Here is a 17,244-nt window from a genome sequence, read left to right as displayed (position 1 = left end):
CCTGTCTTGCGGACGTTTTCATAATCCGTAATCGGGGTTTTCTTCACAAGGCCTTTTTTAGTAGCCATGAAAAGATAATGATCCTTCTTATACTGGTCAATTGGGATGACGGCTGTGATCTTTTCGCCCGGCTGCAGCTGCAGCAGGTTAATAATCGCAGTTCCCCTGGCGGTACGGCTTGCTTCTGGTATTTCATACGCCTTCATCCTATATACTTTGCCTGTACTGGTGAAAAACATCAGGTAATGATGAGTGGTGGTCATCAACAGCTCTTCGATATAATCATCGTCAATGGTCTGCATTCCCTTGATTCCCTTACCGCCTCTGTTCTGGCTCCGGAAGTTATCTACCGTCATCCGCTTGATATATCCCAGCTTAGTCATGGTAATCACCATATTCTCTCTGGGAATCAGGTCCTCCATGGAAATATCATAAGCATCAAAACCAATAGAGGTTCTTCTGTCGTCGCCATACTTCTCAGAAATTGCCAGAATTTCTGTCCGTATCACCCTGAGAAGCAGCTTCCGGTCAGATAAGATTGCTTTATATTCCCGGATTTTAATTTCAAGCTCCTGGAACTCATTTTCCAGCTTCGCACGTTCCAGACCTGTCAGAGCCCGCAGACGCATATCTACAATGGCCTGGGCCTGTACTTCTGAAAAATCAAATTCCCGGATTAAATTATCCTTTGCTTCCTGGGCATTGGCAGACGCACGGATGATCTTAATAATCTGATCAATGTAATCTAAAGCTTTCAGCAGTCCGCTTAAGATATGTGCCCGTTCTTCCGCTTTGTTCAGATCATATTTCGTCCTTCTGGTTACTACATCCTCCTGATGAGTCAGGTAAAATTTCAGCATATCCAGAAGATTCAAAACCTTCGGTTCATTATTGACCAAAGCCAGCATGATAACGCCGAACGTATCCTGAAGCTGCGTATGCTTATAGAGGCGGTTTAAAACCACGTTGGCATTGGCATCCCTGCGAAGTTCAATACAGATTCTCATTCCCTCTCTGTTGGAATGATCGCTGATAGCCGTAATTCCATCAATTTTCTTCTCTCTCACCAGCTCCGCCATCTTTTCAATGAGCCTGGCCTTGTTCACGAGATAAGGAAGCTCTGTCACAATAATCTGGCTTTTTCCGTTGGCAAGAGTCTCTATATTGGTGACCGCCCGGACACGTATCTTTCCCCGGCCTGTGCGGTAAGCTTCTTCAATGCCCCGTGTTCCTAGAATTTCTGCTCCTGTGGGAAAATCAGGCCCTTTTACTATTTTCAGAACCTCTTCCATGGTGGTTTCACTGTCAAAATCTATGATATTATCAATGATTTTAACCACCGCCCCAATTACTTCCTTCAGATTGTGGGGAGGAATATTGGTAGCCATGCCCACGGCGATACCTGAAGTCCCATTTACCAGAAGGTTCGGATATCTGGCAGGAAGAACAGTAGGTTCTTTTTCCGTATCATCAAAGTTTGGTATAAAATCTACTGTGTCTTTATTGATATCAGCCAGCATTTCCATGGAAATCTTACTTAGACGCGCTTCTGTATACCTCATAGCGGCAGCACCGTCCCCATCCACTGAACCGAAATTGCCGTGTCCATCCACCAGCGGATAACGGGTAGACCAATCCTGGGCCATATTAACCAAAGCCCCATAGATTGAACTGTCTCCATGGGGATGATATTTACCCATCGTATCACCGACAATACGCGCACATTTTCTGTGGGGCTTGTCGGGACCGTTATTTAGTTCAATCATTGAGAAGAGGATTCTCCTCTGCACCGGCTTCAGGCCATCCCGGATATCAGGCAGGGCGCGGGAAGCGATTACACTCATGGCATAGTCAATATAAGAATCTTCCATCTTCTTCTTTAGGTCTACATCCTGAATTTTGTCAAAAATATTATCTTCCATTTTTGTTTTCACCTTTCATCTCGAATTAGATGTCCAGATTCTTCACATCTTTTGCACGGGCTTCTATAAATTCTCTTCTCGGTTCAACCTTATCTCCCATCAGAGTCGTAAAGGTCAGATCCACCTCTGAAGAAGCTTCTTCATCCATCATGACACGAAGCAATATCCTTCTGGCAGGGTCCATTGTGGTTTCCCACAGCTGCTCTGCGTCCATCTCTCCCAGACCTTTATAACGCTGTATTTTATTGCTGCCGTCGCGGCCTATTTCCGCCAGGATTTTATCCAACTCATCATCATTGTAGGCATACCATATTTTTTTGTTCTTTTCTACCTTGAAGAGAGGCGGCTTTGCCAGGTATACATGCCCTTGCTTGATCAGTTCCGGCATAAACCTATAGAGGAACGTGAGCATTAATGTTGCGATATGCGCTCCATCCACGTCGGCATCCGTCATTATAATAATTTTATCATAGCGGAGCTTACTGATATCAAAATCATCATGAATACCTGTACCAAATGCGGTAATCATAGCCTTTATCTCTGCATTTCCATAGATTCTGTCCAGCCTGGCTTTTTCAACGTTTAAGATTTTACCTCTCAGAGGAAGGATTGCCTGAGTCGCCCGGCTCCTGGCAGATTTTGCCGAACCGCCGGCGGAATCTCCCTCAACTATATAAATTTCACAATTTTTTGGGTCTTTATCTGTACAATCTGCCAGTTTTCCAGGCAGAGACATCCCATCTAATGCAGATTTCCTTCTGGTCAGATCTCTGGCCTTCCTGGCCGCTTCCCTGGCACGCTGAGACAAAACAGATTTTTCAATAATTATTTTTGCCACAGACGGATTCTGTTCCAAAAATATCTCCAGCTGGCTGCTCAGTATATTGTCCACAGCGCCTCTGGCTTCACTGTTGCCCAGTTTCTGTTTTGTCTGTCCCTCAAACTGGGGATCTTCAATTTTTACACTGACAATAGCAGTCAGTCCTTCCCGGATATCTTCACCGCTCAGGTTAGGCTCACTGTCTTTTAAGATCTTATTCTTTCTTCCATAGTCATTAAATGTCTTTGTTATAGCATTCCGGAATCCCACAATATGAGTGCCGCCTTCCGGGGTATTGATATTGTTCACGAATCCATAAGTATTCTCCGTAAACGAATCATTGTGCTGGATAGCTACTTCTACCAGCACACCGTTCTGCTCTCCTTCACAATAAATGATATCAGGATACAGAGGCGTCTTGCTTCTGTTCAGGTATTCCACGAATTCCTTGATTCCTCCCTCATAATGATATACCTTTTCAATCTTTTCCTCGCCTCTTAAATCTTTCAGAACGATCCTCAGCCCTTTAGTCAGAAAAGCTGTCTCTCTGATCCTGGTCTGAAGAATATCAAAATCAAAGACTGTTTCTTCAAATATTGTATCATCCGGCAAAAATGTGACCATTGTCCCTGTCTTATCGGGATCGCACGTGCCGATCACCTTTAACTTATAGATCGTTTTTCCCCGTTCATATCTCTGCCGGTAAACCTTACCTTCATGATAAATCGTAACCTCCAGCCAGCTGGAAAGGGCATTTACGACAGAAGCCCCCACTCCATGAAGGCCGCCGGAAACTTTATATCCTCCGCCGCCAAATTTACCTCCCGCATGAAGTATCGTAAATACGACTTCAACCGCAGGTATGCCTGCCTTATGGTTAATTCCCACTGGAATTCCACGCCCATCATCAATAACAGTAATTGAATTATCCGGATTAATGGAAACATCCACATTATTACAGTGTCCCGCCAGCGCTTCATCCACCGCGTTGTCCACAATCTCATATACAAGATGATGAAGACCGCGGCTTGAGGTGCTTCCGATATACATACCGGGACGTTTCCTCACAGCTTCCAGACCTTCTAATATCTGGATCTGGTCGGCTCCATATTCCTGATTTGTTTCAGTTCCTTCTGTATTCATAAATTTCCTCCTGATTTTCGGACAGTATGTTACTGATTCTGAACTGTTCCATTTACTATTTCAAAAACTTTATTAACTGTAAATTGATTATGTATAAATTCATCCATACCTGTACAGGTTATAAATGTCTGAATACGGTCAATGCTCTTCAAAAGATAATTCTGACGGCTGCTGTCTAATTCTGATAACACATCGTCCAGAAGAAGCACCGGCTTATCCTTGATAATATTTTTAACAAGATAAATTTCCGACAGCTTCAATGACAGGGCAGCACTTCTCTGTTGTCCCTGAGACCCGAACCTGCGGATATCTATTCCATTCACTCTGATACAAAAATCATCCCTGTGGGGCCCTACAGAAGAAAGCTTGAACTTAAGATCTCTGTCCCTGCCCTGAAAAAGCTGTTTTTTTAAATCCTCTTTTTTCACATTTGGTTCGTAAATCAACTGAATTTCTTCTTTACCGCCTGTCAGGTTCAAATGTATTTCCCTTAGTATGTTGTTAATTTGAAGTATAAATTTTTCTCGCTCTTCGATCAGGCTTGTACCGTAAAAAACCATCTGGTCATCCCAGATGTCCAGAGTATCCTTCAAGGAACCGGTAAATGGAAGATCCTTTAACAATTTATTTCTCTGAATGACAACTTTATTGTAATTCATCAGCTGCAGCAGATAAAATTTATTCAACTGACACAATTCACTGTCCATGAATTTCCGCCGTTCCATAGGACCATTTTTTATAATATTCAGATCCTCAGGAGAAAAAAACACCAGATTTACAATGCCGAAAAGTTCGGAAGCTTTTCTGATCGGCAAACCGTCGATCGCCACACCCTTAGCCTTATTTTTTTTCAGATGCATGTCTATCTTGTGCCTGACATTGTTTTTATTTAGAATCATACGGATATGGGATTCGTCTTCCTGAAACTGTATAATTTCTCTGTCTTTACTCCCTTTATGGGACTTTGTGGTTCCACAGAGATATATGGCTTCCAGAATATTCGTCTTGCCCTGAGCGTTGTCACCGTAGAAAATATTTGTTCCCTCGTCAAAAGAAAGGCTCAGAGAGCTGTAATTCCTGAAATTTTTTAATTCCAAAGACTCTATAAACATAGCTTCACTTAACGATTTTTACGTCTTTTCCATCAAAGGAAAAAATATCTCCCTCATAGAGTTTCCTGCCCCGTCTGGCGTCCGTCTCCCCGTTCACCTTCACAAGGCCGTCCTGTATCAGAGATTTCGCTTCTGCCCCTTCATCTGCCAGGCCGGCCAGCTTCATCGCCTGGCCCAGCTTAATAAAATCGTCTTTTATTTTAATTATTTCCATATTCTGGTCTCCTAAACTTCATAGTGGAACAATCGTAACAGTGAATAAACCTCTCAGGCATCAGCGGGACGTGTTAATATTAACAGGCAGAATCAGATAAATATAATTCTCATTATCATCCTTGATAAAACACGGCGCCTTCGGATTCACCAGATAGATGGAAACCTCTTCGTCGTCAATAACCTTCAAAGCATCAATCAGGAATTTGGGATTAAAGCCTATCATGATATCCTTGCCGGACTTTTCTATGTCGATATCTTCTTTCATCGAACCCATCGCAGAATCAATCCTCAATCCCATAATGCCGTCTTCGATGTTGATGATAATCGGTTTTTTGTCTCCTTCTTTTACGAGAAGAGTCGCGCGGTCAATACAATTCAGAAATTCTTTTTTATTTATTTTCACCTTTGTCTCGTAATCGCTGGAAAGCATCTGATCGATCCGGAAATATTCTCCATCGATCAAACGTGAAACGACGACTGTCTGGTCAAATTCAAAAATGATATGGTTTTCTGAAAAGAATATAGATACCTGGTCATCCACCTCCCCGGACAAAATTTTGCTGATCTCATTCAGAGTTTTGCCCGGGACTACAACTTTCCGGTCCGGATAATTCCCGGCAAGCTCTATCTTACGGATCGCGATCCGGTGCCCATCCAGTGACACCACCTTTAATATATTATTCTTAATCTCAAACAATTCGCCTGTCATCAGCTTATTATTCTCATTAGCCGCAATGGAAAAGATCGTCTGACGGATAATCTCCTTCAGAGTAAACTGAGAAAGGGTGATACAGTCATTTCTTTCAACCATGGGAAGGTAAGCAAAGTCCTCGCCTGATTTTCCCGGAATGTTGAACTTAGCTTTTTCACAGGTGATAGTCGCCACCAGATTACTGTCTGTCTCAATGGTGACGTCATTGTCCGGAAGCCTTCGTACAATCTCAGAAAAGATTTTTGCATCCAGCGCTATAACGCCCTTTTCCAATACGGTGCCTTCGGCAATCGTCTCGATACCCAGTTCCATATCGTTTGATGTAAATTTAATTTCATTGGTTGATGCATCAATCAGTATGCATTCCAGAATTGGCATAGTGGTTCTGGAAGGGACAGCTTTCATCACAATGCTGACACTTTTTAAAAGATTGGATTTTGAGAAAACCAGTTTCATTGTGTATAACTCCTTTCTGGGGACACGTGCTTTAAATAAATAAAAGAATAATAAATCCGTAGTAGTAGTCTTCATAGGTGTGAATATGTGTATAACCGCTAAAGACTTGATAAATTCAAGTAAAAAATGGTTTAACAAGTCTGTGGAAAACGGTCTTAAAGGATGTTTATAAAATGTAGATAACTTCAGGTTAAAAAATATCCACATTAAGTCCACACGTTTTTCACATCCACTTTGTGGAAAATCAGGTGGAAGGATTGATCTTTTTCTTCAATAGGTTGACAGTATTTTTAGCGTTGTCTGAGGATTCAAGTTCTGCTTCAATCCTCTTAATTCCGTACATGATTGTGGTATGGTCTTTGCCGCCCATGCACTTCCCGATGGCCTGCAGGTTATGATTAGTCATTTCCCGGCAGAGATACATGGCAATCTGCCTTGGATAGGCGATTTTACTGCTCCTTTTTGTTCCTTTGATGTCGTCTGATGTGATATCAAAGTGTTCTGCCACCACATTGATGATGTAATCAGGAGTGATGACCTTCTTCTCATTGGGAGAGATGATGTCGATCAGGGCTTTTTCTGCCAGCTCCAGGTTAATTTCACGTTTTTCAAGGTTAGCAAGGGCGATTACTTTATTTAAAGAGCCCTCCAGCTCACGGATATTTGATTTTACGTTCTGTGCGATGTATTCAATCACGTCGTTGCCCACATCGTAACCATCCATCTCCTGTTTTTTGCGTAAAATGGCCATTCTGGTTTCAAAGTCAGGACTTTGGATATCAGCCATTAAGCCCCATTCAAACCGGGAACGGATTCGTTCTTCCAAAATATCCATGTCTTTTGGAGGACGGTCGGAGGAAAGAATGATCTGTTTTCTGGCTGAATGAAGCGTGTTGAATGTATGGAAAAATTCTTCCTGTGTAGATTCCTTTCCTATAATAAACTGAACATCGTCGATGAGAAGTACGTCGATGTTCCGGTATTTGTCTCTGAATTTGGTCAGAGCGGAATTATTTCCATTACGGATCGCTTCGATTACTTCATTTGTAAATTCTTCACTGGTCACATAGAGAATCTTCATGCCAGGCTTACGCTCGATGATAAAATGGGCGATGGAATGCATGAGATGAGTTTTTCCAAGGCCCACGCCCCCATACAGAAACAGAGGGTTATAAATCTCTCCCGGTGATTCTGCTACAGCGAGTGAAGCGGCATGCGCAAATTTGTTATTACTTCCTACGACGAAGGTGCTGAATGTATATTTAGGGTTCAGACCGGCTATGGCCGAGACGGAGGAAGTGTTTTCCGTATTTTTCATGCGTTCTGCGTCTTCAGGGAGAATGAATTCAATATCGCAGTCTTGTCCTGTTATTTCAGCAATCGCTACTTTAATAGGAAGAGTATACTTTTTACTGACGTATTCCAGACCGACTCTCTCAGAAGGAACCAGGATGGTTACTATATTGTCTTCTATATTATGTACGGTCAAAGGTTTGATCCATGTTTTATAAGAAACTTCTCCTAATTCATGCTCTTCCTTGACCCGTTCCAGAATTTCGTTCCATTTTTCTTTTATAATGTCCATTTTAAACCTCGACCGTCTATATTTGTAGGTTTGAAACCTAATTATCCTTTTATATCTTATAATAAAAAGGGGGATTAATCAATAGAATTTAAAAAATTGGAATAGACTTCAAGGTAAAAGAGGGTACCATAAAATAACCGTTATTGTAAAGATTGTGTATAAGTTTTTATTTTATTCACATTATCCCATCCCATAAAATCAATAAAAAATTTGTCAAATTATAAGATATGCACATGCTAATAACAAGTTATCCACAAGTTATTCACAAAATGTGGATAATCTTACGTAAACTGACGAACAGACAAAAAAAGAAAAAACCCCAGAATTTGCTTGACTTGCCTGTATTTTATGAATATAATTGAAATGATGTTTTCTCAGCATACATAGAATAAAAAGTTACCATAATAAATATGGTATGTGAATAAAAGGAGGTGCCTTATCTATGAAAATGACATTTCAGCCGAAAAAGAGATCCAGAGCGAAAGTTCATGGATTCAGAGCGAGAATGAGTACAAAGGGTGGAAGAAAAGTTTTAGCTGCCAGAAGATTAAAAGGAAGAAAAGAATTATCAGCATAAAACTGAGTAAACCAAAGGCCGCAGTCACTGTGGTCTTTTCTTCTCTTAAAAGGAAATTTTATGAAATATTCGGAAAGTTTGAAAAAAAACAAAGACTTTCAGCTGGTTTATAAGCAGGGAACATCGTATGCGAACAAATATCTGGTTATGTATGTGAAGGAAAACCATCTGGAAAAGAATAGAATCGGAATATCCGTCAGCAAAAAAGTCGGAAACAGTGTGGTTCGCCATCATCTGGCGAGGTTGATCAGAGAAGGATACCGTCTGCAGGAAGAATTATTTCATATTGGCTATGATGTGGTGATTATCGTGAGGGTAAATGGTAAGGACTGTACGTACTATGAGATCGAACGTGCAATTTATCATCTGGGAAAGCTGCATCAGATTGTGGAGAAAAAGAATAGAGATGAAAACAGTATTAATTAAAATGATTCGTTTTTATCAAAAGTATCTGTCACCGTTGAAGAACGTCAAGTGTCCTTATATACCGACTTGTTCTCAGTATGGCCTGGAGGCCATTGAAAAATACGGTGCCCTTAAGGGAGGTTTATTGGCAGCCTGGAGAATTCTGCGATGTAACCCGTTTTCCAAAGGAGGTTACGACCCAGTGCCGTAAACAATTATTGTTTGTCCGAGGAGGAAAATAATTTGGAAATTCTACTTAGTAAATCAACCATGCCGATCATCGGCTGGATCGCGCAGCTCTTGGGCTGGATTATGAACGGAATATATATTGTTCTGGACGCTATCGGCATACCAAATATCGGCCTTGCGATCATTTTTTATACAATTATTGTATATATGCTGATGACTCCGCTTCAGGTGAAGCAGCAGAAGATGTCCAAGATGATGAGCGTCGTACAGCCTGAAATGCAGAAGGTACAGAAGAAGTACCAGGGTAAAAGGGATCAGGCGTCTCAGATGAAAATGCAGGAAGAGACTATGGCGATCTATCAGAAATACGGAGTATCTCCTACGGGAAGCTGCCTGCCTCTTCTGATACAGATGCCTCTTCTGTTTGCCTTGTATCAGGTTATTTACCATATTCCCGGATATGTAACGAAGGTCGGGGAAATGTTCAGCGGATTAGCGGTTAAGCTTTCACAGGCGAATTTTCTGGAAAGCCTGACTCAATTCGCGACAGATAATAAGATCGCCGCACAGCTTTCCGGTACCGGAGAAGCCTTGCAGAAGGGAATTACAGATTTTCTCTATCTGCTGAAACCGGCCCAGTGGGAAAAACTGGCAGACATTAACGGTTTTTCCAGCCTGAAAACCACAATTGAACAGACGGCGGCGCAAAGCCGGCAGGTAAATATGTTTGCCGGAATCAATATTTCTGAGTCTCCATGGGATGTTATTAAGAACGGTATAGAGGCAGGAACATGGATTCTGGTAATTGTTGCCGTATTGGTGCCTGTGCTGGCATGGTTTACTCAGTGGTTAAATTATAAGCTGATGCCTCAGCAGACTACAGGCAATCCCCAGCAGGACAGCATGCAGGGTTCCATGAAGATGATGAATACTATCATGCCCATTTTTTCAGCTTTCATGTGCGTGACGTTTTCCATGGGTATTGGTATATACTGGATCGCCGGAGCTGTAATCCGATGTATCCAGCAGGTTGTGATTAACCGGAAAATAGCCGGAATGGATGCGGAAGAACTGGTAAAGAAGAGCCAGGAGAAGCAGGCCAAGAAACGGGCGAAGAAGGGCCTTCCGGAGAAGAAAATCACACAGCAGGCCCGGGTGAATGTTAGAAATATTCAGGAGCCTAACAGGGGTTCCAGGAATAATACGAATGATTCAACAGAGTATTATAAGAATGCCACCAATGCCAGACCTGACAGTATTACCGCAAAAGCAAATATGGTACGGCAGTTCGATGAGAAAAATAATAAGAAAAAGAAATAGGGGGGCATGTATATGGATTTCATAGAAGTATCTGCAAAAACAGTGGATGAGGCGATTACAAAAGCCTGTATCGAGCTGGAAATCTCCAGTGACAGACTGGACATCCAGGTAATCAGTGAAGGCAGCTCTGGCTTTTTGGGATTCGGAAGCAAGCCTGCCGTTATAAAGGTTCGTAAGAAAGAAGAAGCGGTTGAAGTAAAGATTGATGAACCGGTGAAAGAGCCGGTAAAAGAAACCGTGAAGGAACCTGCGGGAGATCCGGAAATTAAGGAAAAAGCTAAACCAGTTAAAAAGGAAGCTCCCAAGAAGGATTTTGTAAAAAAAGAAAATGTAAAAAAAGAAGTTCCTAAAAAAGAGACCTCCAGGAGAGATCCGGTTTCTGTAAAGGAAGAGGTAATTCCAGAAAAGACAGCGGAAGAGATTGTTACGATGAAAGCTTCCGCATCCAAATTTCTGGATGGTGTATTTAAAGCCATGGAACTTCCGGTGGATATCACTATGGAATATCATAGGGAGACAGGAAGCCTGGATATTGATTTTTCCGGAGCTGATATGGGGATTTTGATAGGAAAAAGGGGACAAACCCTGGATTCTCTTCAGTATCTTGTGAGCCTGGTGGTAAATAAAGACCAGAAGGAATATGTCCGTGTCAAGCTGGACACGGAAGACTACAGGAAGAGAAGAAAAGAGACATTAGAGAATCTGGCGAAGAATATTGCCTATAAGGTCCGGAGAACGAGAAAGCCGGTTTCACTGGAACCGATGAATCCCTATGAGAGAAGAATTATACATTCGGCGCTTCAGGGGAACAAATATGTAGAGACCTACAGCGAAGGGAATGAACCTTATCGCCATGTGGTAATCGCATTAAAAAGATGATAAAAAGCCAGAAGGGAGGGGGCAGCGCTCTCTTCTGGCTTTTTGATTGCGAGATCATAAAAGGAGATTGTATGGCTGATTTTTATGAGGATACAATTGCCGCTGCAGCCACGGCGATGACGCCTTCCGGAATCGGTATTGTCCGTATCAGTGGAAAGGATGCTTTTTCAGTGGCTGACAGGGTTTACAGAGGTAAAGCAGACAAGAAGCTGGCAGATCAGAAGGCCAATACGATTCATTATGGTTTTATAATGGATCAGGGTCAGCTTGTGGATGAAGTTCTGGTAATGCTGATGAAGGCTCCTCACTCTTATACAGGGGAGGACACAGTGGAAATAGACTGCCATGGGGGCGTTCTGGCCATGAGAAAAGTGTTGGAGGCTGTTCTCAGGAGCGGGGCGCGTCCGGCAGAACCAGGAGAATTTACAAAGCGGGCATTTTTAAACGGGCGGCTGGATTTATCTCAGGCAGAAGCTGTGATGGATGTTATTTCAGCTAAGAATGATTATGCTTTGAAAAGCTCTCTGAGCCAGCTGAAGGGTTCGGTCACCGGAATGATCCGGGAGATTCGGGAAAAGCTGATTTATGAAATCGCTCATATAGAATCTGCCCTGGATGATCCGGAGCATATCAGCCTGGAAGGATATGCAGATTCACTGAACCGGGTAGTCGGGGAACAGAAGAAAAAAATTGAAAAGCTTCTTTCCACCTTTGACCAGGGGAAGATGATCCGGGAGGGGATTAAGACAGTGATACTGGGAAAACCTAATGCGGGTAAATCTTCACTTTTGAATCTGCTGGCAGGTGAAGAAAAGGCGATTGTGACTGAGATAGCGGGTACAACCAGAGATGTACTGGAAGAGAACGTAAATATTCAGGGAATTACTCTTCGGATTCTGGATACAGCGGGGATCAGGGAAGCTTCTAATAAAGTGGAACAGATTGGAATTGAGCGTGCAAAAGAACATGCTTCGGATGCAGACCTGATTTTATATGTGGTGGATAGTTCGATACCGTTGGATGAAAATGACAGCCAGATCCTGGATTTAATCCGGAATAAAAAATCAATTGTTCTTTTAAATAAGAACGATCTGGAGCCGGCAGTAACAGCCGAAATGCTGGAAAAGGTGACACAGTTTCCTGTTATATCCATATCTGCCAGGGAAAATGAAGGAATAGACAGGCTGGAGGAATTGATAAAAAATCTTTTTTTTCAGGGAGATATTTCTTTTAATGATGAAATTTATATCACAAATATCCGTCATAAGAAGGCGTTGGAAACTGCTTTAGAAAGTTTGACATTTGTGGAGAACAGCATTGCGGACCAGATGCCGGAGGATTTTTATTCAATTGATCTGATGGGGGCGTATGAAGCTCTGGGAAGTATTCTGGGAGAATCTCTCGGCGAGAATCTGGTAAATGAAATATTTTCAAAGTTTTGTACTGGAAAGTAGGAGAATGATATGCCAGTGATTGAAGAATATTATGATATTGCAGTGATAGGGGCGGGCCACGCCGGATGTGAGGCTGCTTTGGCGGCAGCCAGGCTGGGGCTTTCTACAATTGTATTTACAGTTAGCGTGGATAGTATTGCGCTGATGCCCTGCAATCCTAATATCGGAGGAACCTCAAAAGGGCATCTGGTCAGAGAAATTGATGCTCTGGGAGGAGAGATGGGAAAAAATATTGACCGGACATTTATTCAGTCAAAGATGCTGAATAAATCAAAAGGCCCGGCAGTCCATTCTCTCAGAGCACAGGCGGATAAAAGTGAATATAGCCGCAGCATGAGAAGAATTCTCGAGAATACAGAACACCTGACGGTAAAACAGGCGGAAGTGACAGAGCTGATAGTGGAAAACGGAGTCTGCAAGGGCGTTAAAACCCTGTCAGGTGCTTCCTATAACTGTAAGGCTGTGGTACTCTGTACGGGCGTATATCTGAATGCCCGCTGTATTTTTGGCGAGGTCAGCAATCATACAGGGCCAAATGGGCTTCAGGCGGCCACCCATCTGACGGATTCTCTGAAAGCGAACGGTATAGAGATGTTTCGTTTTAAGACGGGAACTCCTGCCAGAGTGGATAAGAGGACGATTGATTTCGGTAAAATGGAAGAACAGAAGGGTGATGAAAGAGTGATTCCCTTTTCATTTTCTACAGATCCGGAGGAAGTACAGATTGATCAGGTATCCTGCTGGCTCACCTATACGAATGAGAAAACCCATGAGATCATCCGGGAAAACCTGGACCGTTCACCTCTCTATTCAGGAATAATTCATGGGACAGGTCCCAGGTATTGTCCGTCCATTGAAGATAAAGTGGTGAAATTCTCCGATAAAAAAAGACATCAGGTATTTTTAGAGCCGGAGGGACTTTATACCAATGAGATGTATGTGGGAGGAATGTCCAGCTCTATGCCCGAGGACGTTCAGGATGCCATGTATCACACGGTGGAGGGGCTGGAGAACGTAAAAATTGTCAGGAACGCCTATGCCATTGAATATGACTGTATCAATCCGGTCCAGCTATCCGCCACACTGGAATTCAAGAAGATTAAAGGTCTGTTTTCCGGCGGACAGTTTAACGGAAGCTCCGGCTATGAAGAGGCTGCCGCCCAGGGGCTGATTGCGGGTATCAATGCTTCCATGGAGGTATTGGGAAGAGATTTTTTGGTTTTAGACCGTTCAGAAGCATATATTGGAGTGCTGATCGATGATCTGGTCACAAAGGAAACCCATGAACCTTACCGCATGATGACAAGCCGGGCGGAATACCGCCTGCTGCTGCGGCAGGACAATGCGGACATGAGGCTGAGAAAGTATGGCTATCAGGTGGGGCTGGTCAGTGAAGAACAGTATCAGGCTGTGCTTTTAAAGGAAAAGCTGATCCGGGAAGAAATAGACCGGGTGGAGCACACCTATGTGGGAATGTCGGAAGATGTGCAGAAGCTTCTGCAGGAAAAGAATTCTACGCTTTTAAACAGCGGAAGTTCACTGGCTGAGCTGATCAGACGGCCGGAGCTGGACTATCAGAGTCTGTCGGCTGTTGATCCCGGCCGCCCTGATCTGCCGCGGGATGTTCAGGAGCAGGTCAGCATTAATATCAAGTACGACGGATATATCAAAAGACAGTTGAAGCAGGTGGATCAGTTCAAGAAAATGGAAGCGAAGAAAATACCGGAGCATATTGATTACGATCAGGTAGGAAGCCTGAGGATTGAGGCGAAGCAAAAGCTGAATACCTACCGCCCGATGAACATCGGACAGGCGTCCCGGATCTCCGGCGTTTCTCCGGCAGACATTTCCGTGCTTCTTGTCTATCTTGGAGGGAGGTAAATACTTTTATGACAGAAACATATGATTTAACCTCTTTAAAAAAAGGATTGGATGAGCTGGAGATTCATCTGACTGAAGAACAGACCGGACAGTTTTTAACATATTATGAATTGCTGACAGAGTGGAATTCTTTTATGAATCTTACGGCGATTACAGAATTCCAGGAAGTGGTTACAAAGCATTTTCTGGACAGCTTGTCGATCGTGAAAGCCCAGGACATGAAGAAAGTAAAGACCCTTTTGGATGTGGGGACGGGAGCGGGATTTCCCGGAATACCGCTGAAAATTGCTTTTCCATGGATAGAAGTCACGCTTCTGGACTCACTCAATAAAAGAGTAAAATTTCTAAATGAAGTCATTCAGTCCCTGAAGCTGGGAGGAATACGCGCTCTTCATGGAAGGGCGGAGGATTATGGAAAACAGCCGGAATATAGAGAACAATTTGAATTATGTGTATCCCGGGCGGTTGCGAATCTCTCTTCCCTTTCGGAATATTGCCTGCCATTTGTTAAGGGCGGAGGCAAATTCATATCTTACAAATCAGGGAAAATAGAAGAAGAATTGGTTCAGGCTAAGAAAGCAGTATACCTTCTGGGAGGGAGCTGCGAGAAAACTGTCTGTTTCCGTCTGCCGGATACAGATGCAGAACGCTCCTTTGCAATTCTGACAAAGGAGCGCCCCACACCGAAAAAATATCCCAGGAAGGCCGGGCTTCCTACGAAGGAGCCTCTTTCATGAAATAATAGTTCCATCTTGATCTGCAGTTACAGTTTCTGAAAAATCTATACCTATCCGGTATTTTGAAGGCAATCTCATTACCGCATCGTATAATTCACTATGTAAAGGCGTATTGAATGAAATAGGTTTCTCATGCCCGTGAAGTCCCGTGACAAAGCGGCGCTAGGATGAACGGGAATAACAATAGATTCTTCTATCATATGCTGAACATCTGGGATCTGACTCATAAATAACCTCCTTTGTAAAGCTTTTCATTTATAAAACGAATCTGAGGCAGAAAATATCACAGGAAATAAAAAAAATGGGACGTTTTGTGCCCAATAAGGCATAATCACGTCCCATATATAATATATTATTAACTTAGAGGTTATATTGGTCCATTTTTTTAGGTCTGAAAGTCAAGACATCCCGGAACCAGATATTTAAAATAGCTTATGAAAAATAACAGCATATACAAGACGAGTATCACGGCAAAGAGAATCGTTCTTCTGTTCCGGAGTGCTGTTTTTGCATGGGCGGCCGTCGGCAGAGCCGTTCCATACCCGTCGGTAATCAGGATCATCAGGGGTATCAATGCGGGCATGAGATAACGACCCTGTGCCTGGTAATCGGAATAGTACGTGTTGAACATGACAAGAACCAACGTAATTAATATACTGAGTGTTAATGTAAGGAACAGCAGACGGCGTATCTTATCCTTCCACCAGCTTCTGCGAAGGGCCAGGAAGAAAAATAACAGAAAGCCAATGGCAAAAAGAGCCACATACAGGCCATAAAGCAGATAGCTTAAGCGCACTGTCATATAGGAAAAAGAGCCGATAAAGCTGCACACAGTGGAAAAAATCCAGTTCGCCTGATGTCCCGGATAAACATGGATAAAAGTGTCAGCAAAGGAGAGTCCCTGGCTTGCAGGCGTTTGTTTTAATGAAGGCTTGAAGTCTTCCTGGGCATGTTCTTCTGCTGATTCTTGTATGGTCCGCATTCCCAGAAAATCGCCGTCATGAAGAACTGCATTGCGGATGAAAAACCAGCCTCCGACCAGAAAAGCCGCCGCAAATACCAGAAGTGCTTTTTTTAAAATCTTTGCCAGCTTTTCTTTATAGATAAGCAGGCTCATAAAAAATAGTAATATCGTAGTGAGTAAAAATACATAGGCATTATAATATGATAATGCGCAGAGGCCACAGCTGATCCCCAGCCCGATACATGTGGACAGGCGCCACCGGTTTTTCAGCCCCTTCAACCAGAAATAAATGATCAGAGCGACTGTGAATACAGCAAATGAATCATTATTCTGGTAACTGCTGAGAAAGAGAAACTGAGGCAAAAATCCGCAGAAAGTAGCCAGCATGACGACAGATTTCTTATTATCAAAAAGCAATTCCCCTATTTTAAAGAACAGAAAAAGAGAAGCGGTTCCGGAAAGGACGCTGACCAGTCTGGCCGCTAACAACAAAGACGCCGTGCCGCCTGAAAAAAAGGAAGCGATCTGCATGAAAAAAGCGCTGATTATAGAAGTCAGATAAGGATAAACAGCATATGAAAACCCCCATGCAGGGTGAATCAACTCCGGTTCCAGACCTGTGGGAAGATGATGATATTTTTCAATAAATTGAGGAATTACATATCGCATGGCCTCATCCGGCGCATGCTCAACCTTCAGGGTTGCCGCCGTGACAAAACAGATACAAAAAAAGAGCAGGACTTCAGCCGTCCTGATCAGACGGTACGTATGATCTTTCATAAAAACCCCCTGTAAAAATACTCCTGATGTCATTATATAAGAGAAACTAAAGAAAAACAAGCTTCACATTTTTTTCACATAATTTCCAGTTA

General features: G+C 42.9%; 15 protein-coding genes (1 of these 15 cut by a window edge). 8 read left to right on the top strand and 7 right to left on the bottom strand.

The window, feature by feature from the left end:
• From gyrA to dnaA, 6 genes are all read right to left on the bottom strand, one after another.
• Positions 1 to 1,922: the 5' portion of a DNA gyrase subunit A gene (gyrA, locus tag H9Q79_RS13975; protein ID WP_118644230.1), read on the bottom strand. Its footprint begins 556 nt before the window's first position; 1,922 of the gene's 2,478 nt are visible here — the first part of the coding sequence; it begins with the start codon at positions 1,920 to 1,922; the stop codon falls past the left edge of the window.
• 25 nt (positions 1,923 to 1,947) lie between these two features.
• Positions 1,948 to 3,885, bottom strand: coding sequence for a DNA topoisomerase (ATP-hydrolyzing) subunit B (gene gyrB, locus H9Q79_RS13970; RefSeq protein ID WP_118644232.1), 1,938 nt, complete (start codon positions 3,883 to 3,885; stop codon positions 1,948 to 1,950).
• Between the two features lie 29 nt (positions 3,886 to 3,914).
• Positions 3,915 to 4,997 (bottom strand): DNA replication/repair protein RecF, encoded by a 1,083-nt coding sequence (recF, locus tag H9Q79_RS13965; protein WP_249328551.1) that lies wholly within the window; start codon positions 4,995 to 4,997, stop codon positions 3,915 to 3,917.
• Positions 4,998 to 5,001: 4 nt separating this feature from the next.
• Positions 5,002 to 5,211 (bottom strand): RNA-binding S4 domain-containing protein, encoded by a 210-nt coding sequence (locus H9Q79_RS13960; RefSeq protein WP_118644234.1) that lies wholly within the window; start codon positions 5,209 to 5,211, stop codon positions 5,002 to 5,004.
• Between the two features lie 60 nt (positions 5,212 to 5,271).
• A complete protein-coding gene (gene dnaN / locus H9Q79_RS13955; protein WP_249328550.1) occupies positions 5,272 to 6,381 on the bottom strand; it encodes a DNA polymerase III subunit beta in 1,110 nt (369 codons plus the stop codon).
• A gap of 244 nt (positions 6,382 to 6,625) precedes the next feature.
• The gene (gene dnaA / locus H9Q79_RS13950) at positions 6,626 to 7,966 is read right to left on the bottom strand and encodes a chromosomal replication initiator protein DnaA (protein WP_249328549.1); all 1,341 of its coding nucleotides are present in this window, start codon (positions 7,964 to 7,966) and stop codon (positions 6,626 to 6,628) included.
• 442 nt (positions 7,967 to 8,408) lie between these two features.
• On the opposite strand from dnaA, the gene rpmH reads away from it, so the two are divergent.
• The 8 genes from rpmH (at position 8,409) to rsmG (ending at position 15,408) form a co-directional block, all read left to right on the top strand.
• Positions 8,409 to 8,543 (top strand): 50S ribosomal protein L34, encoded by a 135-nt coding sequence (gene rpmH, locus H9Q79_RS13945; protein ID WP_118644238.1) that lies wholly within the window; start codon positions 8,409 to 8,411, stop codon positions 8,541 to 8,543.
• A 60-nt stretch (positions 8,544 to 8,603) separates the two neighbouring features.
• On the top strand, positions 8,604 to 8,969 hold the full coding sequence (rnpA, locus tag H9Q79_RS13940) for a ribonuclease P protein component (RefSeq protein ID WP_118644240.1): 366 nt from the start codon (positions 8,604 to 8,606) through the stop codon (positions 8,967 to 8,969).
• A complete protein-coding gene (gene yidD / locus H9Q79_RS13935) occupies positions 8,950 to 9,159 on the top strand; it encodes a membrane protein insertion efficiency factor YidD (protein ID WP_249328548.1) in 210 nt (69 codons plus the stop codon). Before rnpA ends, yidD begins: the two co-directional genes overlap by 20 nt.
• 32 nt (positions 9,160 to 9,191) lie before the next feature.
• The gene (locus tag H9Q79_RS13930) at positions 9,192 to 10,457 is read left to right on the top strand and encodes a YidC/Oxa1 family membrane protein insertase (RefSeq protein WP_249328547.1); all 1,266 of its coding nucleotides are present in this window, start codon (positions 9,192 to 9,194) and stop codon (positions 10,455 to 10,457) included.
• 12 nt (positions 10,458 to 10,469) lie between these two features.
• Positions 10,470 to 11,336, top strand: a complete 867-nt coding sequence (gene jag, locus H9Q79_RS13925) for an RNA-binding cell elongation regulator Jag/EloR (RefSeq protein WP_118644242.1) — start codon at positions 10,470 to 10,472, stop codon at positions 11,334 to 11,336.
• A gap of 71 nt (positions 11,337 to 11,407) precedes the next feature.
• Complete coding sequence (gene mnmE / locus H9Q79_RS13920; protein WP_249328546.1) at positions 11,408 to 12,790, top strand: tRNA uridine-5-carboxymethylaminomethyl(34) synthesis GTPase MnmE; 1,383 nt, start codon at positions 11,408 to 11,410, stop codon at positions 12,788 to 12,790.
• A 9-nt stretch (positions 12,791 to 12,799) separates the two neighbouring features.
• Entirely contained in the window at positions 12,800 to 14,671 is a 1,872-nt protein-coding gene (gene mnmG, locus H9Q79_RS13915) for a tRNA uridine-5-carboxymethylaminomethyl(34) synthesis enzyme MnmG (protein WP_249328545.1), read from the top strand.
• A gap of 8 nt (positions 14,672 to 14,679) precedes the next feature.
• A complete protein-coding gene (gene rsmG, locus H9Q79_RS13910; RefSeq protein ID WP_249328544.1) occupies positions 14,680 to 15,408 on the top strand; it encodes a 16S rRNA (guanine(527)-N(7))-methyltransferase RsmG in 729 nt (242 codons plus the stop codon).
• 385 nt (positions 15,409 to 15,793) lie between these two features.
• On the opposite strand, the gene H9Q79_RS13905 is transcribed toward rsmG, so the two are convergent.
• Positions 15,794 to 17,152 carry an ArnT family glycosyltransferase gene (locus H9Q79_RS13905; RefSeq protein ID WP_249328543.1) on the bottom strand — a complete coding sequence of 453 codons (1,359 nt, stop codon included), beginning with the start codon at positions 17,150 to 17,152 and terminating at the stop codon, positions 15,794 to 15,796.
• Between the last annotated feature and the right edge of the window lie 92 nt (positions 17,153 to 17,244).

Source organism: Wansuia hejianensis, from assembly GCF_014337215.1.
GTDB lineage: Bacteria > Bacillota > Clostridia > Lachnospirales > Lachnospiraceae > Scatomonas > Scatomonas hejianensis.
This window is presented reverse-complemented; position numbering and strand designations above follow the sequence as displayed.